Genomic DNA, 25,206 nt, shown 5'->3' on the forward strand with positions numbered 1-25,206 from the left:
CGCGGCCACCGTTTCGGCCGAGACCAGGGTCGGCGCGGGGCGGCCGGGGATCAGTGCGGTGGTGATGACGATATCGGCCTGCTTGCAGCGCTCGGACACCAGCGCGGCCTGGCGCGCCATCCAGGCGGGCGGCATGGGCCGCGCGTAGCCGCCCGTGCCTTGCGCGATCTCGCGCTCCTCGTCGGTTTCGAACGGCACGTCGATGAACTTGGCGCCCAGCGATTCAACCTGTTCGCGGGCGGCGGGGCGCACGTCGGAGGCTTCGACCACCGCGCCCAGCCGCTTGGCGGTGGCGATGGCCTGCAGGCCGGCCACGCCGGTGCCCAGGACGACGGCGCGCGCGGCTTTCAACGTGCCGGCAGCGGTCATCATCATGGGGATCAGCCGGCCGTAGTGGTGAGCCGCAAGCAGCACGGCCTTGTAGCCGGCCAGGTTGGCCTGCGACGACAGCACGTCCAGGCTTTGCGCGCGGGTGATGCGCGGCGCGGCTTCCAGCGCGAAGCCAATCAGGCCCGCGGCGGCCATTTGTGCGAGGCCTTCGGCGTCGAAGGGATCGAGCATGCCCACGACCACGGCGCCCGGCTTCATGTGGGGCAACTCTTCGGGGGCGGGCGCGCGAACCTTCATGACCAGTTCGGCGCCCAGGGCATCCTGGGCCGAACCGAGCGTGGCGCCCGCTGCGACATAGGCATCATCGAGATAGCGGGCGGCGGCGCCGGCTCCACTTTCCACAACGACGGTGTGCTTGCCGCCCACGTACTTCTTGACGGTCTCCGGTGTTGCTGCGACACGGGTTTCCCCGTCTCGGGTTTCCTTAGGTATCCCGATGTGCATCGACGCCTCTCCTCAGAAGGTTCGCCGTAGTTATACACGGAATGTGCGCTCTCACGCCTCCCCCGTTTTGGCCGCTTGCGCGCGGCCAAAAAAAAACCCCATGGCGAACCATGGGGCGGGGTCTTGCAACCCGGCGTGCGGACGGGCGGCGTTTCTTATGCCGTCTGCGCGCGGGTCCAGGTGATCAGCGCGGCGGTGAGGTCGCGCAGATCGGCCTTCAGGCGGCCGTAGTTGCCGGTGGGACGAAGCGACACTTCGTCCATGTAGAGCTTGCGGTTGATCTCGATCTGCAGGCTGTGGCGGCCTTCTTGCGGGCGGCCGAACGCGCGCACCAGTTCCACGCCCTTGTAGGGATCGTTCACGGTGACGTTGTAGCCGCGCTCGCGCAACCAGGCGGCGATGAATTCGCGGAAGGCCGGATCGCTGGTGCTGCCGTCGCGGTCACCCAGCACGAAGTCGGGGTGGACCAGGCCCGGGCGATCGGTGGCGAAGGCGCCGGCGACGCTGGGCATCGAGTGGCAGTTGATGTGCCAGACCTTGCCGAACTTGCGATGGGCGTTGTCCAGCACCTGGCCGAGGGCGGCGTGATAGGGCTTCCAGCAGGCATCGATGCGGTGACGCACTTCGTCCACCGTGAGCTTGCGGTTGTATAGCGGGGTGCCGTCATCGAGCATGCGCCAGATCAGGCCCTTGCCCAGCTTGACCTTGGGCGAGGCGTTGATTGCGTCGGGCCATGCCGCGTCCAGCAGCAATTCGTCGATCTCGTCGGCGGCGCGGTTGGCGTCGATATAGGCACGCGGAAACGCCGCGGCGATCATCGGCACGCCCATCTCGATGGCGTCGCCCCACAGATCGTCAACCCAGGTGTCCTCGGCCGTGCGCAAGGCGCCAAAGTCCACCGCGGCGGCGAAATCGGGGGGGTAGGTCGTGCCGCTGTGCGGGGAATCCAGCACGAGAGGGACCGAGATTTCCGAATCGGGATAGTGCTGCGGGAGGTCGAAGCGGTAGGACAGGGGCTGGGTAAGTCGCATAAGGGGGTACTGCGTTCGTGAATCGGAGGTCCTCGCGCGCCACGGGCACGCGAGGACCGAAGACCGGTTAGTCGATCTTCACGTTGGCTTCTTTGGCGATGCGCTTGTTCTTGGCGATTTCAGCCGAGATCTGCGCGCCGAATTCGGCCGGGGTGTTGGCAGCGGGCGAGGCGCCGAGGGCAGCAAGGCGGCTCTTGACGTCTTCTTCGGCGCTGACCTTCTGGACAGCGGCGTTCAGCTTGGCCAGCACGGGGGCGGGCAGCTTGGCCGGGGCGACCAGGCCGAACCACGACGCGTCGTTCACGGCCGGCAGGCCGGCTTCGGCGAACGTGGGCACGTTGGGCAGCGAAGCGACGCGCTGCGGCGAGGCGACGGCCATGGCGATCAGGCGGCCGGACTGGACGTGCGGCAGCGTGGAGGGCAGGTTGTCATACATGACGTCGACCTGGCCGGCCAGCGCGTCGTTCAGCGCCGGGCCCACGCCGCGGTACGGCACGTGCATCAGGTCGGTGCCCGAGGCCATCTTGAACAGTTCGCCCATCATGTGCGAGACCGAGCCGTTGCCGGCCGACGCGTACGTCAGCTTGCCGGGTTGGCTCTTGGCCAGCGTGATGAACTCGGCGATGGTCTTGGCCTGGACCTTCGGGTTGATGGTCATGATGTTCGGCACGGCGGCCAGATTCGAGACGGGCGTGAAGTCCTTCTCGCCATCGAACGGCAGGTTCGGGTAGATGGCCGGGTTGATGCCGTGCGTGCTGACGGTGGCGATGCCCAGGACGTAGCCGTCCGGCGCGCTGCTGGCGACGAAGGCGCTGCCGATCGAGCCGCCGGCGCCGCCGCGGTTTTCCACGACGACGGTCTGGCCCAGTTCCTTGCCGAGCTTGTCGGCGAACAGGCGGCCGACGATGTCGGTGGTGCCGCCGGGCGGGAAGGGAACGATCAGGCGGATGGGCTTGCTGGGATACGCATCTTCAGCGTGCGCGATACCCGAGGTCAGCGGCGTGGCGAGGGTCGCGGCGGCGACACACAGGCCCAGGACTACATTACGGCGTTGCATGAATTCCCCTACTAATGAATGAACAGCGGATGCGCAAAGGCAGACGCAAACCTGACGATTCTTTCCCGGCGGCCAGGTTTGCGCAAACGAAAGATTCTCCGTAAGCTATGACTTTTTTTCATACCTCTTTTTCGGCAGGCCCCGGCTTCGTTACTGCTACGTAACAATTAATGCGCCCGGCCGTTGCCGTCGTCATGCCCGCAGGGCAAGGGAGCCCCACATTCGGTGGGGGCTGCAGATGAGGCGTTTCTGTCCCTCTTTAACGGATCTTCAGGCATTCGAAGTGGCCGCACGGCACAGCAGTTTCACGCGCGCTGCGCAGGAACTGTGCGTGACCCAGGGGGCCGTGAGTAAACAGGTGAAACATCTGGAAGAGTTCGTCGGCGTCGAACTATTCCTACGAATCAGGCAAGGCCTGGTTCTGACCGAGGCGGGCCGCAGCTATCTGGCCAAGATCCAGGCTGGTCTCGGCCAGATCGAGGCGGCCACCGTCGAGCTGATCGCGCACCAGGGGCGCGGCGGCACGCTCAACCTGACCTGTATGCCGACGTTCGGCGCGCGGTGGCTGATTCCGCGCCTGACGGCCTTCATGCGCCTGCGCCCCGACATCCACGTGGAATTCCTTCCGCACCGCCAGGGCTACGACTTCTCCACGCCCGAACTGGACGCCGCGGTGCGTTTCGGCGAAGGCCTGTGGCCCGGCAGCGGCGCGGACTACATCGTGGGCCGCGAGATCCTGCCGGTCTGTAGCCCGCGCCTGATTGCGGGCGGGTGCAAGTCACCCGAAGACCTGCTGGCGTATCCGCTGCTGCACCACACGTCGGCCCTGGAGGGCTGGCGCGACTGGTTCGAGCAGGCCGGCTGCGACACGCGGCGCAGCCTGGAAGGCGCCCGGTTCGACCAGTACGCGCTGCTGTCGCAGGCCGCCGCGGCGGGCTTTGGCGTGGCGCTGATCCCGCGCTGCCTGATCGAGGACGAGCTGCGCGACGGCAAGCTGGCCATCGCGATCCAGCTTCCGATCCGGGCGCGTATGGGGTACTACCTGTGCTATCCCGAGCAGAAAGCCAACCTGCCGACCTTGCAGGCCTTCCGCGCCTGGCTGATGGAAGTGTCCCGCGCCGCCGAACCGCAGCCGCGGGAAGACGCCTTGTCCGATCTAAAATAGCCGCATCATGAGTCAAACATCCACCAAGAAAGGCCGCGTTGTCGTCGGCATGTCCGGCGGGGTCGATTCTTCGGTCACCGCCTGGCTGCTCAAGCAACAGGGCTACGAGGTCGTCGGCCTGTTCATGAAGAACTGGGAAGACGACGACGATTCCGAATACTGCTCCACCCGCCAGGATCTCCTGGACGCCGCCAGCGTCGCCGACCTGGTGGGCGTGGAGTTCGAATACGTCAACTTCGCCGCCGAATACAAGGACCGCGTGTTCGCGGATTTCCTGCGCGAATACTCCGCGGGCCGCACGCCCAACCCCGACGTCCTGTGCAATGCCGAGATCAAGTTCAAGGCGTTCCTGGATCACGCCATGGCGCTGGGCGCGGAACACATCGCGACCGGCCATTACGCCCGCGTGCGCGAAGTGCCTGCCGAGGGCGGCGGCTCGCAGTTCCAGTTGCTGAAGGCGCTGGACGCGTCCAAGGACCAGAGCTACTTCCTGCATCGCCTGAACCAGGCGCAGTTGTCGCGCACGCTGTTTCCGCTGGGCGAGATCCACAAGACCGAAGTGCGGCGCATTGCGCACGAGATCGGCCTGCATAACGCCGCCAAGAAGGATTCCACCGGAATCTGTTTCATCGGCGAGCGTCCGTTCCGGGAATTCCTGAACCGTTACCTGCCCACCGAACCGGGTCCTATCCTCACGCCCGAAGGGCAGAAGGTCGGCCGCCACGAAGGGCTTTCGTTCTACACGCTGGGCCAGCGCAAGGGGCTGGGCGTGGGCGGCGTCAAGGGCCGGCAGCGGGACGACGGCACGGCCGAGGCCTGGTATGTGGCCCGCAAGGATCTGGAACGCAACGTGCTGTACGTGGTGCAGGGCCATGACCATCCGTGGCTGCTGTCCGGCAGCCTGACGGCGCAGGATGCGAGCTGGGTCGCGGGCCATCCGCCGGCCGCGGGCGCTTATGGCGCCAAGACCCGCTACCGGCAGGCCGACGCGGCGTGCCGCCTGGGCGACACGGCGCCAGAGACGTTTTCACTAAATTTCACCGAACCGCAATGGGCGGTGACGCCCGGGCAGTCGGCAGTGCTATACGATGGCGAAGTTTGCCTGGGCGGCGGGATCATCATTTAAGAATGCTCCGCTGCGCGTAACCAAGGCCCCCCGGAGCCATGCCCGCGGGGCCTTGTTCATGAGAATAAAACTGAGGAGACGGTTGTGGATGTGACGATGGTGATCTGCCTGCTGGTGCTGGGCGGGGTGGTGGGCTTTGCCGCGGGTTTGCTGGGGATTGGCGGCGGCATGCTGTTGGTTCCGTTTTTGACGATGCTGTTCACCTGGCAGAAAATGCCCGCCGACCTGGTGGTGCACGCCGCGATCGCGACGTCCATGACGTCGATCCTCTTTACCTCCATTTCCAGCGTGCGCGCCCACCAGCAGCGAGGCACCATCAAGTGGCGCATCGTCGCGGCGATGGCGCCCGGGATCATCGTCGGCGGGCTGCTGTCGGGCGGCGCGGTGTTCGCGGCGCTGAGCACGCTGTGGCTGTCGCTGTTCTTCGCGTTGTTCGTGGGCTACTCCGGCTGGAACATGCTGCGCAACAAGAAGCCCAAGCCCACGCGCCAGATGCCGGGCGTGGTCGGCACCAGCGCGGCGGGCGCGGGCATCGGCTTTCTGTCGGGCCTGGTCGGCGCCGGGGGCGGCTTCCTGTCCGTTCCGTTCATGGTCTGGTGCAACGTGGCCCTGCACAATGCGGTGTCGACCTCGGCGGCGCTGGGCTTTCCCATCGCGCTGGCCAACAGCGTGGGCTATATCGTCTCGGGCTTGAACGAAGCCCAGACCTATCCGGGGATGCTCGGCTTCATCTACTGGCCGGCATTGCTGGCGCTGGTCTGCACCAGCGTTCTGACGGCGCCGCTGGGCGCGCGCATGGCGCATCGCCTGCCGGTGCAGACGCTCAAGCGCGTGTTCGCCGCGCTGCTGTTCGCGCTGGCGGCGTACATGCTGTTCAAGGCCTGGCAGACCTGGACGATTTGATCGCGGAATGAAAACCGGCCGCGAAAGCGGCCGGAAGATACTCGCCCGGTCATGCCGGGCGTTTTTGTTGGGCCGTCAGGCCGTCTTGGGTGCCGTATCGATGAACGACTGGCGCTGGGACAGTTTGTCGTACAGGCGGGCCAGGTTGGGCTGGCCGGTGCGCCAGTCCAGGGTGGCAAAGCGCAGGTCCAGGTAACCAAGGGCACAGCCGACGGCGATGTCCGCGAGACTATAGTTGATGCCCATGCAATGGGCGTTGTCGCCCAGGCTTTTGTTCATGGCGTCCAGGCTGGCGTGGATCTTGCCGTATTGGCGTTCGATCCATTCGGGGCTGCGCTGGGCCTCGGGGCGCTGGTTTTCCTTGACGATGGTCACGCAGGCGTCCAGGACGCCATCGGCGATGGCTTCCCAGCATTTGACGGCTGCGCGGTCGCGACCTTGCTGAGGAATCAGCCGGGCGACGGGAGACAGAGTGTCCACGTATTCGACGATGACGCGCGAATCGAACAAGGCGCCGCCGTCTTCCATCACCAGGCAGGGGACCTTGCCCAGCGGGTTGTACGTTTGGATCTGCGTGTCGGCGGACCAGACGTTTTCGAGTTCAAGCCGGTAGTCCAGCTTTTTCTCGGCCATGACGATACGCACTTTGCGCACGTAGGGACTGGTAAGCGAGCCGATCAGTTTCATGGAGTCACAAGCGGAGTCGGAAAGCGGCCGAAGTATAGCAGGCTGTATGACGGCCGGAATTGTCCGCAGGGCGGAATCTTCGCCAGTTTGCCACAATGTCAGGCGGCCCCGGATGATAAAATCGCCGGGTTTTCCCATCCGTCGCTTTTTCCCTACCAGACCATGCAAATCGCCGATCAGCTGAGCCAACTTAATGCCCTTTCGCCACTGGATGGCCGCTACGCTTCCCGGGGCGACGCGCTGCGCGGTCTGCTGTCCGAAGCCGGCTTCATGGCGCACCGCGTCGAAGTCGAGGTCGCCTGGCTGATCGCCCTGTCGGACGCCGGCCTGCCGGAGCTGCCGGCCTTCTCCGAAGCCGCCCGCGCGCGCCTGGCCCAGCTGGTCGCCAACTTCTCCGAGGCGGACGCCGGCCGCATCAAGGACATCGAGCGCGTCACCAACCACGACGTGAAGGCCGTCGAGTACTGGCTGAAGGAAAAGGTCGCCGATGATGCCGATCTGGCCCGAGCCGCCGAATTCATCCACTTCGCCTGCACCTCTGAAGACATCAACAACACCTCGCACGCGCTGATGCTGTCGCGCGCGCGCGACCAAGTTGTGGTGCCGCGCCTGCGCGAAGTGGCCGCCAAGCTGAACGATCTGGCCATCGCCAACGCCGACCAGCCGCTGCTGTCGCGCACCCACGGCCAGCCCGCCAGCCCGACCACGCTGGGCAAGGAATTCGCCAACGTGGCTGCGCGCCTGAACCGCGCCATCGCCGCCGTCGTGGCCGTCGAGCCCCTGGCCAAGCTGAACGGCGCAACGGGCAACTACAACGCCCACTTGTCCGCTTACCCTGAAATCAACTGGCCCGAGTTCAGCAAGCGCGTGCTGACGGGCCTGGGCCTGACCCAGAACCGCCACACCATCCAGATCGAACCGCACGACTGGATGTCCGCGCTGTTCGACGCGATCACCCGCGCCAACATCATCATCCTGGACCTGGATCGCGACATCTGGGGCTATGTGGCGCTCGGCTACTTCAAGCAGCGCCTGAAGGAAGGCGAGGTCGGTTCGTCGACCATGCCGCACAAGGTCAACCCGATCGACTTCGAAAACTCCGAAGGCAACCTGGGTCTGGCCAACGCCGTGCTGCGCCATCTGGCCGACAAGCTGCCGATCTCCCGCTGGCAGCGCGACCTGACCGATTCCACCGTCCTGCGCAACCTGGGCGTGGGCCTGGGCTACTGCCTGGTCGCATGGGATGCCTGCATGCGCGGCCTGGGCAAGCTCGAAGTCAACACGGCGGCCATCGACGCCGATATCGACGCCTGCTGGGAAGTGCTGGCCGAGCCGGTCCAGACCGTCATGCGCCGCTATGGCCTGCCGCAGCCCTACGAGCAGCTCAAGGCCTTGACGCGCGGCAAGGGCATCACCGAAGAGGCTCTGCGAGAATTCATCCAGGGCCTGGCGCTGCCTGAAGAGCCGAAGGCCCGCCTCCTGGCGATGACCCCGCGCTCGTACATCGGTCTGGCAGCCGAGCTGGCCCGGGCGGTATAGTCGCCGTGCCGCGCGCGTCATGCGCGCGGCTTTCACGTTGTACCTACGGGAGATTGCAATGAAGAAGTTGTCCACGCTCGCTGCGCTGGCCTGTATGACGTTGGGTCCGCTGCTGGCGACGTCCGCCTCCGCGCAATTCGCCAAGCCCGAAGATGCGGTCAAGTACCGCCAGTCCGCGCTTGCGCTGATCGGCTCGCACTTCGGCCGCATGGCGCCGGTGGTCAAGGGCCAGGCGCCCTATGACGCCGCGCAGATCAAGGCCAACGTCGATGTGCTGAAGACGCTGTCGGCATTGCCGTGGGCGGGGTTCGGTCCCGGTACGGAAGGCGGCGACGCCCGTCCCGAAGTCTGGAGCGACGCCGCAGGCTTCAAGCAGAAGCAGCAGGCGTTCCAGGACAATATCGTGAAGCTGTCGGCAGCCGCCGACGCAGGCGACCTGGACAAGCTGCGCGCGGCATTCGGCGACGTCGGCGCCAGCTGCAAGGCCTGTCACGATTCCTACCGCAAGAAGAAATAACGCCTTGGGCCGGCAAATCCGGCCCGTTGCCGTTTCAAGCAAAAAGCCCCGTTCAGGGGCTTTTTGTTTGGGCTTATTTCATGGGCTCTCTGCGTGGGCAGGGTCAGGAGAACGACATGTCGGACACGATCTCGAGCGATCGTATCCACAGCACCAGGCCGGTCACGCAGGCGCCCAGCACCAGGGCGCGCAGCCAGACGGCCAGGCCGTCCTGTGCGGGCGGCGTGCCTGCCGGGACGTCCTTGGCGTCGACGTTGCCGGTGATGATGGCGCGCACCAGGCGCTTGCGGCGCACGACCACGTACCACGTGACGGCCAGGAGGTGCAGGGCGACCAGGCCGATGATGACCCACTCGTTGAGCTTGTGCCAGGACGTCATGGCGCTGGCGGTGGCTTCGGACACATGCCCGAACAGCGGGCCCTGCGTCATGATGTCGTCGGTGGTGAACAGGCCGCTGACCGCCTGAAAGCCGACGACCAGCAGCAGCGCCATGACCGACAGGGCGCCCAGCGGATTGTGGCCGGCGGGCGCGGCGGCGCCCTTCAGGTAGCGGGCCACGGCGCCGGGGCCACGGACGAAATGCGCGAACCTGGCGTAGCGCGGTCCGGCAAATCCCCACAGCACGCGGAAGAGGATGAGGCCCAGCGCCGTACAGCCGAAGCGCACGTGCCAGTCCATGTAGAGGCCGCCCAGCTTCACGCTGACGAACGCGCCGACGATGCAGACGACAAGCGCCCAGTGAAAGAGCCGGGTGGGAAGGTCCCAGATGCGGACCGCGAGACGATTGTTCTGCATGGTGAGATCAGTGGGCTGAAGTTGCAGGGAATTTATCACGCACAAAGCAAACCGCCGCGGGGTAAGCGCGGCGGTGTCGGGTCAGCTTAGCGAGCGTTGCGGCGCACCGGTTCGATGCGATGAACATGCTCGTGGCGGAACCGGATGCGCTGGGCGGGCGTCTTTTGAGCGGGCGCTCCGCACGGCACGACTTCGGTGGTGTAGGTGGTGGTGCCGTTGATCGGCGCGTTGAAGATGACCGTGGCGCGGATCTCGGGGCCGTTGGCCGGCTTCAGGTAGACGATGTCGCCGATGTGGATGGGCATGTCGTCGAGCTGGGTATGGGCCGGGCGTCGGATCAGGTCGGTGGTGGTGAAACGAGTATTCATGTTGTGTTCTCTTTAGGTTCTAGTTATTGGAAAAGCTGCGTCTTGTCATGGTGGACGCACTCGCGTCGCGCCTTGTCCGCCGGATGTATTGGACAGGCGTTACATGACACTAACGCATTGCTGCCGCCGTTCTTTTGCGCATTCTCATGTTTTTTGCGCGCCAGGCCGGCGTGGTGATGCCTTCGTCCAGTCCTGGCGGGCATCGGTCGGGCTGCGGGGCGCGGGCGCGCCATACACAGGCATGGTTGCCGGCGCATTGGCGTGCGTCCGTGCAGCCCTGGGTGCGCGCAGAGTGGGTTGGCTCTGGCGCTCGCGGTGGTTGGACCGCGGCATGCATCGCTGCTTCCGGAAAAGCAACGTGTTATGTGGGTGTATCTGCTTCAGGCCGATCCGGACTGGCGGATGGGCGAAGGCGTGTGGTTTCCGATGGTGCTCTGGGTTTGCGTATTTTGCGTTGTACTTCGCAAGGACGCAGAGCTTACGGGGTGGATCTATCTGGGGTGGATCTATCCGGGTCGATCTGGTTGTGGCAGCCGGGTTTGCCGGGCAGCTTTGCGGACATGGCGTACCGAAGTGCAGCTGCGAAGACCCGACTGCGCAGATCCAACCGACGATAATATCGGCAATTGCGCGATTATGCAAGGATTTTCGGCCGGGTGGGCGTCCGGCCGTGCGAAAACGCCTCAGTGCGACGCGGGGCGCGCCTGGCGTTGGGCCTCGATGATCAGGCCTTCCAGACGTGGCGACATGCGCAGCGCCACCTGGGCGCTGGTCGTGCCATCAGGCTGCGGCAGGGTTTCCAGCGCCAACCCGATGCGCTCGCCGTCAAAGGCTTCGGGCGCGGCCTCGATCTCCACATAGCGTTCCAGCAGCGCGTCCACGGCCTTCTGGGCGTCCGCCAACGCTTCGTCCGACAGCTTGCCGTGGCCAAGATACTGGTTCACCACTCGCGCCAGGTCGTTCATGAAGTGGAGCAGGGCGTTCGCGCCGCGGCAATCCGGGAGCGTGAAACCCCAGGGCAGGGGGGAAGCGTTTTGAGTCATGGGTTCAGCCAAGGCAATGTTGCGGGCGGCTGCGTGCCGCCGAATCCACGATTTTAGAGGACGCCGGCGTCGCGGAGCATGCGCGCCGCTTCCCCTGTGTCAACTCGCTTCGATGGCAACAAATTTCGCCCCTTCCGGACCCAAGGTCGGGGCTACCGGATAATCTTCCCGTAATCAGCAGAATCGGAGTGCAAAAGGATGCGCATGGTTTTGGTTCGCGCGTGCGTGACAGGCATGGCGTTGGTCTCGATGCTGTTGCTGGCGGCATGCGTCAACAAAGAGCCTCAGGAGCGCGCCGCGTTCATACAGGTTCTGCAAGTCCGCATGAACAACGTGACGCTCTTGCCGATCGGCCTGCTGAGCAAGCAGGAAAAGGAAGCCATCGGCGGCTACGACGACGCCTATGAGGTAATGACGGATTTCCAGGAAGCCATGGCCAAGGCGGCGGCGCCGCTTCGCGAGGTGCTGTCCGTGGAGACGATCCGGTCGGTGAGCGACATCGTGGAGCGCAAGGCCAGCCTGCAGGCGGCGCGCAAGACGCTGGCCGACGGCGCCGCGCAGGTCCAGGCGGCGCGAGGCAAGGCCGACAAGGCGCGCGCGGACCTGGCGTTGCCCGCCGATCTGGCGCCCGTGTATGACGGCGTCTACGACGAGGCGGTGACGGGGCCGGCCGCCGACATGATGCAGGCCGCCGCCAGGATGGACTCGGTCGCCCGCGACGCACTGGGCATCGCGGACTTCGTGGCGGCCAATGCTGCGGATGTGACCTTCGAGGATGGGCAAACCAAGGTGGCAAAACCGACGTTGCAACAGGAACTGAACCTGCGGCTGCAAGCGCTGAATGCGCAGTCCGACGGTCTTGAAGCCGCCCGCGCCACGCTGCTGCAGGCGGCGAGCGCCGGGTCGAAGGCGCCATAGCCGTGGATCAGCCCCGTCGCGAGGCAAGCGGCGCCCGGCGGCGCTTTGTACAATGCGGCTCTCGCGGCGCATGCCGTGTCTTGGACAGACCATGAGCGAATCTTCAGGCGTGCATTACAGAACCTTCGTGCTTTTGCTCGTGGTGGTCACCATCGCGTTCGGTTGGCTGTTGTGGCCTTTCTATGGGGCCGTGTTCTGGGGCACCATCCTGGCCATTCTTTTCGCTCCCTTGCAGCGCCGCCTGGTGGCGCGCATTGGCGGCCGGCGCAATCTCGCCGCGCTCATCACCCTGCTGCTGGTGCTGCTGCTGGTGATTCTTCCGTTGGTCGTCATCAGCGGGTCGCTGGTGAGCGAAGGCGCGAGCCTCTATCAGAGCATCAAGTCCGGCCAGATCAATTTTGGCGCGTACTTCCAGCAGGCAATGGACGCCTTGCCGCCGTCGGTGCATGCGCTGCTGGCGCGCTTCGACCTGGCCGACATTCCCAGCCTGCAGGACAAGCTGAGCGCCGGCGCGATGCAGGCGAGCCAGTTCCTGGCAACCCAAGCCTTGAACATCGGACAGGACACGTTCCAGTTCGTGGTCAGCTTCGGCATCATGCTGTACCTGCTGTTCTTCCTGCTGCGTGACGGGCCCCTGCTTTCGGCCCGGCTGCGACGCGCCGTGCCGTTGAGCGACATGCACAAGCAGCACCTGTTCCGCAAGTTCACGACCGTGGTGCGCGCCACCGTCAAGGGCAACGTCGCGGTGGCGGCGGCGCAGGGCGCGCTGGGCGGCATCATCTTCTCCATCCTGTCGATCCAGGGCGCGCTGCTGTGGGGCGTGATCATGGCGTTCCTGTCGCTGCTGCCGGCGATTGGCGCGGGGTTGATCTGGGCGCCGGTGGCCGTGTACTTCCTGCTGACGGGCGACGTGGTCAAGGGCGCCGTGCTCATCGCGTTCGGCGTGCTGGTCATCGGCATGGTCGACAACGTCCTGCGGCCCATTCTCGTGGGCAAGGACACGAAGATGCCCGACTACGTGATCCTGATCTCCACGCTGGGCGGCATGGCGCTGTTCGGCCTGAACGGCTTTGTCATCGGTCCGCTGATCGCCGCGTTGTTCATGGCAAGCTGGGATCTGTTCTCGCCCGCGGCAAGTGATCCGACGGTCGTCCCCGCAGCGAGCGCGCCGTTGCCCGGCAATCCCGTTGCCGGCACGCCGCCGGCAGCGGGCGGCGCCGCTGCCGGTACACAGGCAGCGCTGGCCCGGGACCGCCAGTCCCACGACGATTGACCGAGCTGGGCGCCCATGCGCGCCCGGCCGGGTGTATGGTGTAGCAGCGCCGGCCATCGCGGCCGGCCTTTCGTGTCAACTTCGCCAAACAGGAGCGCGTTGGATATGGAATGGAAACTGCATCGGTCGGGCTGGATCGAAGAACGCAACTTTGACATCGAATTTGCCGAGACGCCCGAGGGATATCACACCCGCGTGCGCGTGTTCGGCTTTCCGATCCTGGAAGACACCAAGCACGTATTCCCCAACGAGGCGCTGGCCGAAAAAGGCGCCCTGACCCTGCTCAAAACCCAATTCACCGGCACGCCCGATCTGGAAGAGAAGTAGCGGGACGGGAGCGGCGGGCGCGCTCTGCAATAATCTTTGGGTTTCCATCCAGGCCCGGCGGGGGTGCCGGGAGGGCGTATCGGGAGGCGCATGAGCCCACGGGTGTTGTTTCGGTCGAATGTTCGCGCGATGCGGATCTTGAATGGCGAGGCGCGCCATGGCTGACGGCGAAGCGCTTGCTGGCGGGCGCCGCCGCCAGGCGCGCCGCTATTCCATGCGGACGGGCCTGCTGGCCCTCGTCTTTGCCTGTATCACCCCTGCGCTCATCGTGGCGACGGTCGCAGTCTACGAAAGCTACGTCATCCAGAAGGAACGCATCTTTCGCGACACGATTTTTCTGGCGCGCAATCTCACGGCGATCCTCGATCGTGAGCTCACGGGCGTCGAAGCCGGCTTGCAGATGCTGGCGTCGTCGCCGGACCTGGTCGAAGGTGACCTCGCCGGTTTTCATCGCCGCGCGCGCGAGTCCGTGCGGTTCCAGATCGTCGACAGCTACGTCCTGACCAACAAGGAAGGGCGCCAGATCATCAACACGCAAGTGCCCTATGGCACGGCATTGCCGTCCACCGGCGCGCCAGATGAGCTGCTTCGCGTCTTCCAGTCGCGCATGCCTGTGCTGACGGGGCTGTTCGCCGGCGGTCTGACGAAGGATCCCACCATCGCGCTCGGCGTGCCGGTCGTGCGAGGCGGGGAGGTGGTCTACAGCCTGAATGTGGGGCTGTCGCCCGAGCGCATCGGCAGCGTGTTGGGCCGTCGCGCCTTGCCCGAAGGCTGGGTGGCCGCCGTGCTCGACGACTCCGGAACCATCGTTGCCCGCACCCGCGATACCTCGAAATTCGTCGGCCAGAAGGCGGTGCCGGCGTTGGCCCGCGCCGTGCAGCAGGAAGGCGAAGGGTCGCTCGAAACGATCACCAAGGAAGGCACGCCGGTCTACACCGCGTTCAGCCGGTCGGCGCTCTCGGGCTGGACGGTTGCCGCCGGCGCGCCGATGCAATTGCTGACCACGGACCTCTATCGGTCGATCGCGTGGATCGGCATGGGCACGTTGTTCGCGTTCGGCCTGGGTCTGTGGTTGGCGATCAGGCTGGCAAGCCGGTTGACGTCGGCTGTGCAGGGACTCGTCGCGCCGGCGCTGGCGTTGGGCGAGGGCCGCACTGTCGAGCTGCCGGCCACACGCATCAAGGAAGCCCAGGAAGTCGGGGCCGCCATGCTGCAGGCGTCGCGTATGCTGGCGCGCGCGCAGCACCTGGCGCATTACGATCCGCTGACCGGCTTGTGCAACCGGGTGCTGTTCGGTGAGCTCGTGCTGCGCGAGCTGGCCGTCGCGCAGCGCAGCGGCGATTCGTTCTCGATCCTGGCCATCGATCTGGACGGCTTCAAGGCCGTCAACGATATGCACGGCCACGCCGCGGGCGACACGGTGCTTAAAGAGGCCGCCGATCGCATGGCAAACGCGATCCGGGTCTCCGATGTGGCGGCACGGCTGGGCGGCGACGAGTTCGCCGTGCTGCTGCTGGGCGCCAACCAGGAGAACGCGCGGCCGGTGGCCGAGGCGCTGGTCGAGAGCCTGTCGCTGCCGTATCCCAATGTCCGTGTCGCGGTGTCTGCGAGCGTCGGCATTGCCGTGTATCCGCAATCGGGCACCACGATGCTGCAGCTGCTCGAGCGAGCGGACGTGGCGTTGTACCGGGCCAAGGGCCTGGGCAAGCGGCGGGTGGCGCTGGACGAGTAGCCGCCGCCGGGCCGGGCGTGTCAGGTGTGCCGCCGGACCGGGCATGTCAGGTGTCGCGGCGCGGCGTCAGGGCAGTGAGAACCTCGCCGGACCCCAGGCGGTAGCGCTTGTCGTCCAGCGCGATGACGGAGTCGCCTTCGGACGTCCTGAATATGTAGCGCCTGCCGGTTCGCGGCAGGGGGGCGGCCCCCGCATCTTCAGCCCGCAAGAACACTTCAATGCGGTAGAGCCGCCCCGAATCCGTGCTTGCCAGCACGTCGCTCAGCCTGCGTGTGGAAATAGCCATGCCGCGATTTCTCCGTTCGGTTTTCGCTAAACTTGCCGCCTTGGCGCCTGGCCGGCCTGATTATCGGGCTGGCCTATCGCGCAATCGGAAACGGTAATGCAATTGAATCCTGGCCGGAATGCGGCCACTTCCCTCGGTTTGCTGGCAATCCTGCTGTGGGGCACGGTCGTCGGTCTGATTCGTGGCGTCAGTGAAAACTTTGGCCCGATCGGCGGCGCCGCGCTCATCTATACGGTGGGTTCGATCTTCCTCGTATTGCTGCTGGGCTTTCCCAAGCTGCGCACCTTCCCCCGGTCCTATCTCATCGTGGGCAGCCTGCTGTTCGTCGCTTATGAGATATGCCTGTCGCTGTCGCTGGGATTCGCAGCCGATCGCGGGCAAGCCATCGAGTTGGGCATCGTCAACTATCTGTGGCCGTGCCTGACGGTGGTGTTTGCCATGCTCATCAACGGCCAGCGGGCAAGCATCTGGGTGGCGCCGGGCATCTTGTTGTCGGTGTGCGGCATCGTGTGGGTCGTGGGCGGAGCCGGCGGGCTGTCATATGAACGCACCGTCGCCAATGTGTCGAGCAATCCTCTCAGTTATGGATTGGCGTTCAGCGGCGCCATCATCTGGGCCGTGTATTGCAACGTGACCAAGCGCTTTGCCGACGGCAAGAACGGGGTCGCGCTGTTTTTCGTGCTGACCGCTACTGTCCTGTGGATCAAATACGCAATCAGCGCGGAACCCGCGCTTGCGTTCACGGCGCCAGCCACGATCGAGCTATGCGTGGCCGGCGGCGCAATGGCCAGCGGCTACGCATTCTGGAACGTGGGGATACTGCGAGGCAACCTGACGTTGCTGGCCACCGCGTCGTACTTCACGCCGGTCTTCTCCACCTTCTTTGCCGCGCTATGGTTGGCGACGCCGCTCACCCTGTCGTTCTGGCAGGGCGTGGCGATGGTCACCGCCGGTTCATTGTTGTGTTGGGCGGCAACCCGCGGCAGACCGGCCCGTAACGGATAGTCCGGGCCTGACCTTCGGTGGGAGAGACTACTCGACGAGCATCGTCAGGGCCACGGCGAACCCCAACGGGACCAGCATCAGCGATGCAAAGGTGGAACTGACAATCGCCGCCGATATCTTCAGCCAGGGCTCGGGCCCCGCGCTTCGTATCGTTTGAATCACCAACGCGACGATACCCATAACCATCAAACAGCTCATGAAAACTGCGACGTAAGTCATGTTGTCTCCGTCCTCGCCTGATTTAGGGGATTCGGCGCCGCTGAGCGGTCTTGTTGTTTGAAACGATTGTGCGCCTGTATTGCAGGACTGCACCCTAGGGTTTTCCTTGCAGGAAGGGCGCTTTGTGGCGGAATAGCCGCGCAGTCTGCAGCATGAAAATTGTGTGCAAGCGCAGCATTTTTCATACGCCGCGTCCGACCGTGGCGTCCCCCTGCGTTTGCGCTACGATGGCGTGATCGAAACACGGAAGAGGCCGCCAGATGCCGCAAGAACTACGCCCCGGCACGCGCGCCACCCTGCAGGTCCGCCAGCTTGCGCCAGGTGAATTCGCATGGATCATCACCCTGCTGGATCCTGCATCCGGCAATGTGCGCAGCACCAATTACTCGGACAAGCGATACGCCAGCCAGGATGAGGCCTCTGCGGCCGGCAAGGCCGCGGTTGTCGCTTTTCTAGCGGACGAGGCGCCCGAACGCACCGCTGCCGCCGCCGGCAGCAAACGCAAGGCCTGACGGCTTTCTCGTTTTGCTCGACGGTGTTGAACCCCTGAAGGGTCTCAGGCACGCCATTTGCTGATGCTCAACCGAAGCGCGTCTTGCGCTGCTTGAGGAGAGGCAATCATGTCCCAGATCCCGCATCGAGAACCCGGTCAGCCGGACGATCTCACGCCCGACGATCCGGCGCTTCCTGGCACCGCCCCTGCGGACGATCCGCGTCCGGACCCGGGGCGTCCCACCGACAATCCCGACGTCATCGACCCCACGCCGCCCGCGCCGGATCCCCGCGCCCCGGGCACCATCGACCTGGCCTGATTGCGGCCGGCGTCACTTCACTCAGATCCATTCATCGAAGCAAGGAGGTTTCCATGCGCTCCATCCTGTTGTGGCTGCTTGGCGTGCCCATTCCCATCATCATTTTATTGGCGCTGTTCTGGCACTGAAGGCCGGTTCGTCATTCCCGCTTTGGCGCCCGCGTCCGCGCGGTTGCGTAAGACTCTGGACAAGGATCGATCATGCAAAATACGTCTTCATTGAGCCAGCCATATGCCGATGGCGTGCCTCCACGTGAGTCCGCCATTTCGGCCGTGTCGTGGGCGGCGGTCTTCGCCGGCGCGGTGATCGCCGCCGCGCTCTCGCTCGCGTTGTTCGCCGGTGGCACCGGCCTGGGTTTCCTGTCCGTATCGCCGTGGGGCGACGAGGGCGTGTCCGCCCCCACCATCGGCATCGGCATCATCGTGTGGATGCTGATCACTCAGATCCTCTCTTACGGCATCGGCGGCTATGTCGCCGGACGTCTGCGCACCAAGTGGGTCGACGTGCACTCGGACGAGGTCTACTTCCGCGACACCGCGCATGGCTTCCTGGTCTGGGCGCTGAGCGCCGTCGTCAGCGCGGCGCTGCTGGGGTCTGCACTGGCGTCCATGGCATCGGGCGCGGCCAAGGCTGGCGCTTCGGTCGCGGCCACTGCCGGCACTGCGGCGACTGCGGCCGCGACGGCCGGCGCGGCGGGGGCAAGCAATGGCGGCGGCATGGAACGCGCCACCGACTATCTCACCGACACCCTGATGCGCTCGGAACGTCCCGAGGCCAACACCGACCCCGAAGCGGCGCGCGCCGAAGTCGGCCGCGTCGTCGCCATGAGCATCACGCGCGGCGAGATGACGCCCGCTGATCGCGACTATGTGGTGAAGGTCGTTGCGGCGCAGGCCGGCGTGGAACCCGCCGTGGCCCAACGCCGCGTCGACGAGGCGATCCAGAACGCCAAGAAGACCGCCGAGGAGGCCAAGCAAAAGGCCAAGGAAGCGGCGGACACGGCACGCAAGGCCGCTGCGGCGTTTGCGTTGTGGGGGTTTGCCTCGATGCTGATAGGCGCGTTCGTGGCGAGCCTGGCTGCGACGTGGGGCGGCCGCCGGCGCGATACGGTGTACCGGACTTGATGGGTTAAGGCCTGTATTGTCCGAATGAAAAAGGCCCGCACGGTGTGCGGGCCGTTTTTGTTTTTGACGCTCGATTCTTTTGGCTCGGTTCGTCACCAAAGGATTATGAGTCCGTTGCCGGGGCATCTTCGAAATGCGCGCTCGACGCAAGCGTGCTTAGGTCAAGCGTTATCCGGAGCAGCTGATGTTCCCAAAAGCCGCGGCGTCAACAGTCGAACGGGTAGCGGCGGCTGCGCGGAAAGAAATCCCCAAAGCACCCATGACCTTGAGAATCGTCGCGAAGTCGGGGGACCGCTCGCCGGAAAGCGCCTTATATAAGCTTTCGCGGGACATGCCCGTGTCCTTAGCGATCTTCGTCATCCCTTGCGCGCGAGCGATATCTCCCAGCGCTTTTGCAATGAACGCCGCATCGCCATCACATTCCTCGATGCAGGCGTCCAGATAAAGCGCCATCTCTTCAGGGGTGCGGAGCCGCTCTGCGATGTCGTATTTTTTCGTTTGTAGCTTTGCCATGTTTCTGCTCCTGATCTTGTGGAGCCTGATTTCCACAGCGTGTTTGCTGCTCGTGCAATCACGCCTCAACTTCGTTCCAAGGCAAGAGATCAAAGGCTCGCGGCCAAGCGGTAAGCTCTTGCAATGTCAGCTTGTTGCGTCGACTTGCTGCCTCCTGCGAGGAGGATCACAAGCGTCCCGTCCTGCCGCTGCGTGTAATAGACCCTGTACCCCGGTCCGACATCAATCCGAAGTTCCGATACCCCTTTTTCAAGATTTCGGTGATCACCCGGATTGCCGGCACGCAGCCGTTGAATTCGTGCCTGGATTCTTGCGCGAGCCCGCAGATCCTTCAAATCTGCTTCGAACTCGTCATAGTCTTCGGTGCTTTCCAGTTCTTTCATCTCTGGCACCTAACATCTTTAACACCCCCCGGGCTTGTCGCGGCCAATGAAATGTATCCCTGTGGATACGATAAGTCAACTCAGTGCGTATCCTGCTGGATACGGAAGGCTGTCGACTTTGGCTATGGCCAATCGTACGGAGGGTCATGCAAGCGCGAGAGATCGTGTGCCAAAGCGGTACTGAGTACAGCGTCAAATGCGTGCCCAACGAAAAAGGCCCGCACAATGTGCGGGCCTTTTTGAATTCTTTGGTGGCGCATCCCTGATTCGAACAGGGGACCTGCGGATTATGATTCCGTCGCTCTAACCGGCTGAGCTAATGCGCCATCCTTCTTATTAAGCAGTTTGCGTTGCAGTTGCTGCTCAACGAAGAACGAAATTCTAGCACGAAGTTTTTTTGGAGTGCAAGTGGAGGGGCGCCGAATTTTTCTGACCCGCCCCGCGATTCGGTGTTCCAACCGCCTCGCGCTCAGCAAATCCTCTCAATCATCCCGAGCCAGCCGGATCCCCGAGAACTGCCATCGCGCCTCGGGCGGAAAGAAGTTCCGGTAGCTTGGCCGGATGTGATCGCGCGGCGTGGCGCAGGAGCCGCCTCGCAGCACGTACTGGTTGCACATGAATTTGCCGTTGTATTCACCGACGGCGCCCGCGTTGGGCTTGAAGCCGGGATAGGCGTCATAGCCGCTCGACGTCCATTCCCACGCGTCGCCGAACAACTGCACCGGACCGCCCTGGCCGTTGCGTTCGGGGGCGGGACGCGTGTCCAGGTGGCCGTTTTCCAGCAGGTTGGCGCGGGCCGAGTAGGTGTCTTCGGAAAGCTGGCGGGCGGCGTGTTCCCATTCGGCTTCTCGCGGCAGGCGCGCGCCTGCCCAGCGCGCGTAGGCGTCTGCTTCGAAATAGCTGACGTGGGTGACTGGCGCCTCCAATTCCTGGGGCTGCATGCCGCGCAACGTGAAGACGTGCCAGTCGTCGCCGTCGTCTTCCCAATAGAGCGGCGCGCGCCAGCCTTGTACGCACACGATGTCCCAGCCCATGGACAGCCACAGTTCGGGCCGTTCGTACCCGCCATCCTGGATGAAGTCCAGGAATTCGCGTTGGGTGACAAGGCGATCGGACAGGGAGAAGGGCGTCAGCAGGACATCGTGGGCCGGACCTTCGTTGTCGAAGGCAAACCCGCGTCCGTCGTGGCCGATGCGCGTGATGCCGCCGTCGTAGCGGGTCCAGCCGGCGTCGGTGGCGGGCGGCAGCGCTGGCTGGCCGGGCGCCACGTAGGCCGGTTTGAGTGGATTGGCCGACAGCATGTGCTTCAGATCGGTGAGGATCAATTCCTGGTGCTGCTGCTCGTGGTTCAGGCCAAGCTCAAGCAACGCGTCGAAGTCGGCATCGTTGCCGCCGAGCCGCGAAATCAGCGCGTGCATCGCATCGTCGACGTGTTGGCGATAGCGCAAGATCTCGGCGAGCGGCGGGCGCGACAAGAGGCCGCGCTGCGGACGCGGATGTTTCGCGCCGACAGCGTTGTAGTAGGAGTTGAACAGCATCCGGTACTGCGGATGAAAGGGCGGCGCCGATGTGTCGAAGCGCGCCAGCAGGAAGGTTTCGAAGAACCAGGTGGTGTGCGCCAGATGCCATTTGACGGGGCTGCAATCCGGCATGGATTGCACCTGGCAGTCCTCGGGACTGAGCGGCGCAGCGAGCGCGGCGGTGGTCGACCGTACGGCGTCGTAGCGGTCGTGCTGGCCGGCCTGTCCACTGGCATAGGGCGCGATGGCGGGATGGGTCAGCAGGCATGCGGGGTCCATGGCGATCCTCCGGGGGGCGTCGTGGGTGGTCCCGCGTCAGGCGCGGGCGCTGAAAACAGAAAACCAGTCGCGGGCATCCGACCAATGTTCGACATTGCGAAAGCCCGCACGATGGAGCAGGTCGCTGAATGCCTGTGGCGTGAACTTGTACGAGTTTTCCGTATGGATGCGTTCGCCGCGCGTGAAGTCGCGATGGCCGCCGGGCCAGGTGACGCGCAATGCGCGCTGCGCTTCCAGGTGCATTTCGACGCGCGAGCGCTCGCTGTTGAAGATTGCTACATGGCGCCAGTCTTCGACATTGAAATCGCTGTCGAGCACCGCGTTCACATGGCGCAGCAGGTTCAGGTTGAACGCGGCAGTCAGATGCAGCGCATCATCGTACGCGGGTTCAAGCACGCTTTTGGGCTTGACGCGGTCAACGCCGATCAGCAGCCCGCCGCCGGGACACGCTTCGCGGATCCGTCGCAGCATGGCATACGCGCTGTCGGGTCCCAGGTTGCCGATGCTGGAGCCGGGATAGAAGAACAGGCGCTGCTGCGTCGGAATGCCGGCCGGCAATGCAAGTTCATGCGAGAAATCCTGTCCCACGGCCGTGATCCGCATGTCGGGATAGGACAGCTTCAGGCGGCGTACGGCCGTCTGCAGATAATCGGCAGAAATGTCGACCGGCACATAGTGGCTGGGCCGAAGGCTGGCGAACAGGCGCTCGGCCTTGACGCAGTCGCCGGCGCCCAGGTCGATCATTGCCTGCACCGGACCGACATGGCGGGCGATATCGGCGCCATGGCGTTGGAAGATTTCGTGCTCGCAGCGCGTCGGGTAGTACTCGGGCAACTGCGTAATGGCCGTGAAGAGCGACGAGCCGAGCGCGTCGTACAGGAACTTGGGGTCGATGTGGGCGGGGCTGTCGAGCAACCCGTCGTGCAATTCGACCTGCTCGGCGCTTTGATGCTGCGGTTCTTGCGCGACGAATTCAGGAGAAACGGCGGCAAGGAGTGCGGAAGGGGAAACCATGCGTTCAGTTCCTTTTTGGGGCGGTTGAAGCGCATTGCGAAGACCTATTGTGGCGGCTGAGGGGGTTCGGGTGTCAAGCGCCAAGCCTCTGAATGCAATGGACTTTTACGAAATCGAAAACGCCTTTGGCCGGACGCGACCAGATGTGCGCGAAGACGCGGTGACGGCGCCAGACGATGCCGTCAGCAAGTTTCGCTCCGCTGAAATATCGGTTTACGGCTGGTTGCGAAAGCTCGGGCAGTTGCGGCCGTTGCTATGGACAATGGGGTTTCGGCCATGCGGAACGATGTGTTCCGCAGCCCTGGCGATGCTGCGTTGCATCAGGCAACGGTGGTGTTGGCCGGGGCGGTCCAAAAAAAACAAGGAGCTACCATGAATCGAAAGCACCAGCGCGCTGAAATGGCTTTGCATCGTGAACGCGTCAATGACAGCTTCCACGAGCTGCTGGCCGGGACGGAAGACCTCTTGCGTTCGACCGCGTCGTATACGGGCTCCGAAATTGAATCGGCGCGTGCGCGCCTGAAGCGTCAGCTCGCCGATGCGCGCGAGTCCGCGGGCGGCTGGGAAGTCGTCGCGCGTGAACGGGCCCGTCGTGCCACCGCCTATGCGGACGAGTACGTGCACGAGAATGCGTGGAAATCGGTCGGCGTGGCGGCCTTGGTGGGCGCCGTGCTCGGCTGCATCTTCGTGGCAGGCAACCGACGCTAGAGGTGCATCATGAGCCCATTACCGGCCGCGAGCCGGGGTGGGCCGCACAATGCCTTGCACAGACTGACGGCTGACGCGCGTCGATGGGCGCGCGCCGTGCTGTTTGCGTGCGTCGCGTCCGTGCTCGCCGCCTGCGCCAGCGTCCCCGACGCGCAGGAACGGCACGCACGCGCCGCGCAGGCGGGCCTGTCCGCGAATGCAGCGCAGGACAGCTACCGTCGCGGGCAAGGCATTGCAGCGGACCCTCAAACACCCAAGGACGACTTTCTCGCCAGGCATCTGGCGGTGGAGCAGGCTGTCAGCGGCGCGCCGCTGGTCAAGGGCAACCGCGTGCGGCTGCTGGCCGACGGTCCCAGCACGTACAAGGCGATGCTGCAGTCCATTGGCCAGGCGCGCCGCTACGTCCACATGGAAACCTACATCTTCGATGACGACGCCGAAGGCCAGCGCTTTGCCGAGGCGTTAATTGCGGCGCGCAACCGGGGCGCCGAGGTCTCGTTGATGGTGGACGCGGTCGGCACGATCAAGACGCCCGATGCGCTGTTCCAGCGGATGCGCGATGCGGGCGTCCAGGTGGCCGTCTTCAATCCCGTCAATCCGGTCAACGCCCGCGCCGGCTGGTCGCCGAACGAGCGCAATCACCGCAAGGTGCTGGTCGTTGACGGCAAAGTGGGATACCTGGGCGGCATCAACGTCAGCAGCGTGTACGAGTCGTCGTCGTTTTCCGGCGGGAGTGGCTCGGGCTCGGGCAGCGGCTCGGGTGGCGGTTCAGGCGGCGGTTCCGGCGATAAGGCGGGCGACCCGCCGGAAGACGCCGATTCCGCGCCCTGGCGCGACACGCATCTGCGCATCGAAGGTCCGGCAGTCGCACAGCTGGAGCAGGTGCTGCAGGCCGGATGGGCATCGCAGGCGAAGGAGCCCATCAAGGGCGGCGATTCGCAGGTGGCGCCGCCCGTCGGCAACACCACGGTCCGCATCCTGGCCAACCAGCCCGACCGCAGCGATGGCTACACGGTCTATCTGACGCTGATGTCCGCGTTCGAAAGTGCGCAGAAATCCATCCACATCACGATGGCGTACTTCGTGCCGGATCCCGCGTTCATCGAGGTGCTGCAGTCCGCGGCGCGGCGCGGCGTGGACGTGGTGCTGGTGCTGCCGGGCTTCAGCGATTCGTCGCTGGTGTTCCACGCGGGACGCTCGCACTACACAGACCTGCTGCGCGCCGGCGTGAAGATCTACGAGCGGCGTGACGCGCTGCTGCATGCCAAGACCGCGGTGGTTGACGGCGTCTGGTCGACCGTCGGTTCCAGCAACATGGATTGGCGCAGCTTTGCGCTGAACTATGAGATCAATGCGGTGGTGCTGGGGCCCGAGTTTGCGGCCGAGATGGAGGCGCTGTTCCAGCGCGACGTGGCCGATGCCGTGCAGGTCACGCCCGAGGCCTGGAAGGAGCGCGGTCTGGATGACCGCTTCATGGAGTCGTTCTCGCGCATGTTCGAGCGCTGGCTGTAGCGAACGGGGCGGACGGGCGATGCGCGCGATCTGCCGCGTCAGCCCCGTCCGCCCCGTCCGCCGCGCCGCTCAGGAGTTGCCGGCTGCGGCCGCCTGGGCGGCGTGTTCGCGCGCGAGCGCCGTGGTGATGTCGTGCGTGGGCTGGAACGACTGCGCCTGCGCCATTGCCCATCCAGCGCGGAAGACCTGATGGCGGAATTCGCCGCGCAGCAATTCGCCGGGCGCCAGTTCCGGAAACAGCGCGGACAGAAGGCGGATCTCGCTGGGCGAGATGCGGCGCGCGATATGGTGCGGACGCAACTGGCTGGGGTGGGTCAACCCGGCCGCGGCCAGCAGTTCGGCAAGCGCGTGCAGCGTGTTCTTGTGGAAGTTCGCCACGCGCTGCGCCTTGTCCGGCACGACCAGCGCGCGTTGCCGCAGCGGATCCTGCGTGGTGACGCCGGTTGGGCATTTGCCGGTGTGGCAGGCCTGGGCCTGGATGCAGCCGATGGCGAACATGAAGCCGCGCGCGGCGT

The 25,206-nt window shown here is 64.9% G+C and carries 29 protein-coding genes and 1 tRNA gene; 15 read left to right on the forward strand and 15 right to left on the reverse strand.

Annotated elements, in window-relative coordinates; genetic code table 11:
- The 3 genes from RT697_RS14855 to RT697_RS14865 all read right to left on the reverse strand — a co-directional run.
- Nucleotides 1-834 (reverse strand): NAD(P) transhydrogenase subunit alpha (locus RT697_RS14855; RefSeq protein ID WP_313699819.1); only part of this gene is annotated, 834 nt, incomplete at its 3' end.
- 155 nt (nt 835-989) lie between these two features.
- A complete protein-coding gene (locus RT697_RS14860; protein WP_312429710.1) occupies nt 990-1,865 on the reverse strand; it encodes an N-formylglutamate amidohydrolase in 876 nt (291 codons plus the stop codon).
- 67 nt (nt 1,866-1,932) lie between these two features.
- On the reverse strand, nt 1,933-2,922 hold the full coding sequence (locus tag RT697_RS14865; RefSeq protein ID WP_175124614.1) for a Bug family tripartite tricarboxylate transporter substrate binding protein: 990 nt from the start codon (nt 2,920-2,922) through the stop codon (nt 1,933-1,935).
- 238 nt (nt 2,923-3,160) lie between these two features.
- On the opposite strand from RT697_RS14865, the gene gcvA reads away from it, so the two are divergent.
- The 3 genes from gcvA to RT697_RS14880 all read left to right on the forward strand — a co-directional run bounded on the left by gcvA (nt 3,161) and on the right by RT697_RS14880 (nt 6,116).
- Nucleotides 3,161-4,087 (forward strand): transcriptional regulator GcvA, encoded by a 927-nt coding sequence (gene gcvA, locus RT697_RS14870; RefSeq protein WP_313699821.1) that lies wholly within the window; start codon nt 3,161-3,163, stop codon nt 4,085-4,087.
- Between the two features lie 7 nt (nt 4,088-4,094).
- On the forward strand, nt 4,095-5,213 hold the full coding sequence (mnmA, locus tag RT697_RS14875) for a tRNA 2-thiouridine(34) synthase MnmA (RefSeq protein ID WP_313699823.1): 1,119 nt from the start codon (nt 4,095-4,097) through the stop codon (nt 5,211-5,213).
- An 84-nt stretch (nt 5,214-5,297) separates the two neighbouring features.
- Complete coding sequence (locus tag RT697_RS14880) at nt 5,298-6,116, forward strand: sulfite exporter TauE/SafE family protein (RefSeq protein ID WP_313699824.1); 819 nt, start codon at nt 5,298-5,300, stop codon at nt 6,114-6,116.
- A 75-nt stretch (nt 6,117-6,191) separates the two neighbouring features.
- Here the strand turns inward: RT697_RS14880 and RT697_RS14885 are convergent, their stop codons facing one another.
- Nucleotides 6,192-6,803, reverse strand: a complete 612-nt coding sequence (locus tag RT697_RS14885) for a glutathione S-transferase (protein WP_313699826.1) — start codon at nt 6,801-6,803, stop codon at nt 6,192-6,194.
- Nucleotides 6,804-6,965: 162 nt separating this feature from the next.
- Between RT697_RS14885 and purB the strand changes: the two genes are divergently transcribed.
- Nucleotides 6,966-8,342: an adenylosuccinate lyase gene (gene purB, locus RT697_RS14890; protein ID WP_313699827.1), complete on the forward strand. Its 1,377-nt coding sequence runs from the start codon at nt 6,966-6,968 to the stop codon at nt 8,340-8,342.
- A gap of 58 nt (nt 8,343-8,400) precedes the next feature.
- A complete protein-coding gene (locus tag RT697_RS14895; protein ID WP_313699829.1) occupies nt 8,401-8,859 on the forward strand; it encodes a cytochrome c in 459 nt (152 codons plus the stop codon).
- A gap of 103 nt (nt 8,860-8,962) precedes the next feature.
- Here RT697_RS14895 and RT697_RS14900 read toward each other — a convergent pair whose 3' ends face one another.
- From RT697_RS14900 to RT697_RS14910, 3 genes are all read right to left on the reverse strand, one after another.
- Complete coding sequence (locus tag RT697_RS14900; RefSeq protein ID WP_313699831.1) at nt 8,963-9,655, reverse strand: cytochrome b/b6 domain-containing protein; 693 nt, start codon at nt 9,653-9,655, stop codon at nt 8,963-8,965.
- 86 nt (nt 9,656-9,741) lie between these two features.
- The gene (locus RT697_RS14905; RefSeq protein ID WP_313699833.1) at nt 9,742-10,023 is read right to left on the reverse strand and encodes a hypothetical protein; all 282 of its coding nucleotides are present in this window, start codon (nt 10,021-10,023) and stop codon (nt 9,742-9,744) included.
- Between the two features lie 683 nt (nt 10,024-10,706).
- Nucleotides 10,707-11,066: a hypothetical protein gene (locus tag RT697_RS14910; RefSeq protein ID WP_313699834.1), complete on the reverse strand. Its 360-nt coding sequence runs from the start codon at nt 11,064-11,066 to the stop codon at nt 10,707-10,709.
- 204 nt (nt 11,067-11,270) lie between these two features.
- On the opposite strand from RT697_RS14910, the gene RT697_RS14915 reads away from it, so the two are divergent.
- From RT697_RS14915 to RT697_RS14930, 4 genes are all read left to right on the forward strand, one after another.
- Entirely contained in the window at nt 11,271-11,984 is a 714-nt protein-coding gene (locus RT697_RS14915) for a DUF3053 family protein (RefSeq protein WP_313699836.1), read from the forward strand.
- A gap of 91 nt (nt 11,985-12,075) precedes the next feature.
- Entirely contained in the window at nt 12,076-13,257 is a 1,182-nt protein-coding gene (locus tag RT697_RS14920; protein WP_313699838.1) for an AI-2E family transporter, read from the forward strand.
- Between the two features lie 105 nt (nt 13,258-13,362).
- The gene (locus RT697_RS14925) at nt 13,363-13,584 is read left to right on the forward strand and encodes a hypothetical protein (protein ID WP_313699840.1); all 222 of its coding nucleotides are present in this window, start codon (nt 13,363-13,365) and stop codon (nt 13,582-13,584) included.
- A 157-nt stretch (nt 13,585-13,741) separates the two neighbouring features.
- A complete protein-coding gene (locus RT697_RS14930) occupies nt 13,742-15,316 on the forward strand; it encodes a diguanylate cyclase (protein ID WP_313699841.1) in 1,575 nt (524 codons plus the stop codon).
- A 46-nt stretch (nt 15,317-15,362) separates the two neighbouring features.
- Here RT697_RS14930 and RT697_RS14935 read toward each other — a convergent pair whose 3' ends face one another.
- Nucleotides 15,363-15,602: a 6-phosphofructokinase gene (locus RT697_RS14935; RefSeq protein WP_313699842.1), complete on the reverse strand. Its 240-nt coding sequence runs from the start codon at nt 15,600-15,602 to the stop codon at nt 15,363-15,365.
- A 96-nt stretch (nt 15,603-15,698) separates the two neighbouring features.
- On the opposite strand from RT697_RS14935, the gene yddG reads away from it, so the two are divergent.
- Nucleotides 15,699-16,607: an aromatic amino acid DMT transporter YddG gene (gene yddG, locus RT697_RS14940; protein ID WP_191576544.1), complete on the forward strand. Its 909-nt coding sequence runs from the start codon at nt 15,699-15,701 to the stop codon at nt 16,605-16,607.
- Between the two features lie 27 nt (nt 16,608-16,634).
- On the opposite strand, the gene RT697_RS14945 is transcribed toward yddG, so the two are convergent.
- A complete protein-coding gene (locus RT697_RS14945; protein WP_056567242.1) occupies nt 16,635-16,826 on the reverse strand; it encodes a hypothetical protein in 192 nt (63 codons plus the stop codon).
- A 260-nt stretch (nt 16,827-17,086) separates the two neighbouring features.
- Between RT697_RS14945 and RT697_RS14950 the strand changes: the two genes are divergently transcribed.
- The 3 genes from RT697_RS14950 (at nt 17,087) to RT697_RS14960 (ending at nt 18,762) form a co-directional block, all read left to right on the forward strand.
- Nucleotides 17,087-17,338 carry a hypothetical protein gene (locus RT697_RS14950; RefSeq protein ID WP_313699844.1) on the forward strand — a complete coding sequence of 84 codons (252 nt, stop codon included), beginning with the start codon at nt 17,087-17,089 and terminating at the stop codon, nt 17,336-17,338.
- A 108-nt stretch (nt 17,339-17,446) separates the two neighbouring features.
- Complete coding sequence (locus RT697_RS14955; RefSeq protein WP_175124598.1) at nt 17,447-17,638, forward strand: hypothetical protein; 192 nt, start codon at nt 17,447-17,449, stop codon at nt 17,636-17,638.
- A 200-nt stretch (nt 17,639-17,838) separates the two neighbouring features.
- Nucleotides 17,839-18,762, forward strand: a complete 924-nt coding sequence (locus RT697_RS14960) for a hypothetical protein (protein ID WP_313699845.1) — start codon at nt 17,839-17,841, stop codon at nt 18,760-18,762.
- Nucleotides 18,763-18,930: 168 nt separating this feature from the next.
- Here the strand turns inward: RT697_RS14960 and RT697_RS14965 are convergent, their stop codons facing one another.
- From RT697_RS14965 to egtD, 5 genes are all read right to left on the reverse strand, one after another.
- Nucleotides 18,931-19,275, reverse strand: a complete 345-nt coding sequence (locus RT697_RS14965; protein WP_313699846.1) for an addiction module antidote protein — start codon at nt 19,273-19,275, stop codon at nt 18,931-18,933.
- An 89-nt stretch (nt 19,276-19,364) separates the two neighbouring features.
- A complete protein-coding gene (locus RT697_RS14970) occupies nt 19,365-19,658 on the reverse strand; it encodes a type II toxin-antitoxin system RelE/ParE family toxin (protein ID WP_313699848.1) in 294 nt (97 codons plus the stop codon).
- Between the two features lie 249 nt (nt 19,659-19,907).
- Nucleotides 19,908-19,984, reverse strand: a tRNA-Met gene (locus tag RT697_RS14975).
- 156 nt (nt 19,985-20,140) lie between these two features.
- Complete coding sequence (gene egtB / locus RT697_RS14980; protein ID WP_313699850.1) at nt 20,141-21,457, reverse strand: ergothioneine biosynthesis protein EgtB; 1,317 nt, start codon at nt 21,455-21,457, stop codon at nt 20,141-20,143.
- A 36-nt stretch (nt 21,458-21,493) separates the two neighbouring features.
- Entirely contained in the window at nt 21,494-22,471 is a 978-nt protein-coding gene (gene egtD, locus RT697_RS14985) for an L-histidine N(alpha)-methyltransferase (RefSeq protein WP_313699852.1), read from the reverse strand.
- A gap of 372 nt (nt 22,472-22,843) precedes the next feature.
- On the opposite strand from egtD, the gene RT697_RS14990 reads away from it, so the two are divergent.
- Complete coding sequence (locus RT697_RS14990; protein ID WP_175124592.1) at nt 22,844-23,179, forward strand: YqjD family protein; 336 nt, start codon at nt 22,844-22,846, stop codon at nt 23,177-23,179.
- A 9-nt stretch (nt 23,180-23,188) separates the two neighbouring features.
- Nucleotides 23,189-24,691 carry a phospholipase D-like domain-containing protein gene (locus RT697_RS14995; RefSeq protein WP_313699854.1) on the forward strand — a complete coding sequence of 501 codons (1,503 nt, stop codon included), beginning with the start codon at nt 23,189-23,191 and terminating at the stop codon, nt 24,689-24,691.
- Nucleotides 24,692-24,760: 69 nt separating this feature from the next.
- On the opposite strand, the gene RT697_RS15000 is transcribed toward RT697_RS14995, so the two are convergent.
- A partial coding sequence (locus RT697_RS15000) for a glutamate synthase-related protein (protein WP_313699856.1) occupies nt 24,761-25,206 on the reverse strand: 446 nt, incomplete at its 5' end.

This window comes from Achromobacter sp. (genome assembly GCF_032113835.1).
Lineage (GTDB): Bacteria > Pseudomonadota > Gammaproteobacteria > Burkholderiales > Burkholderiaceae_B > Achromobacter.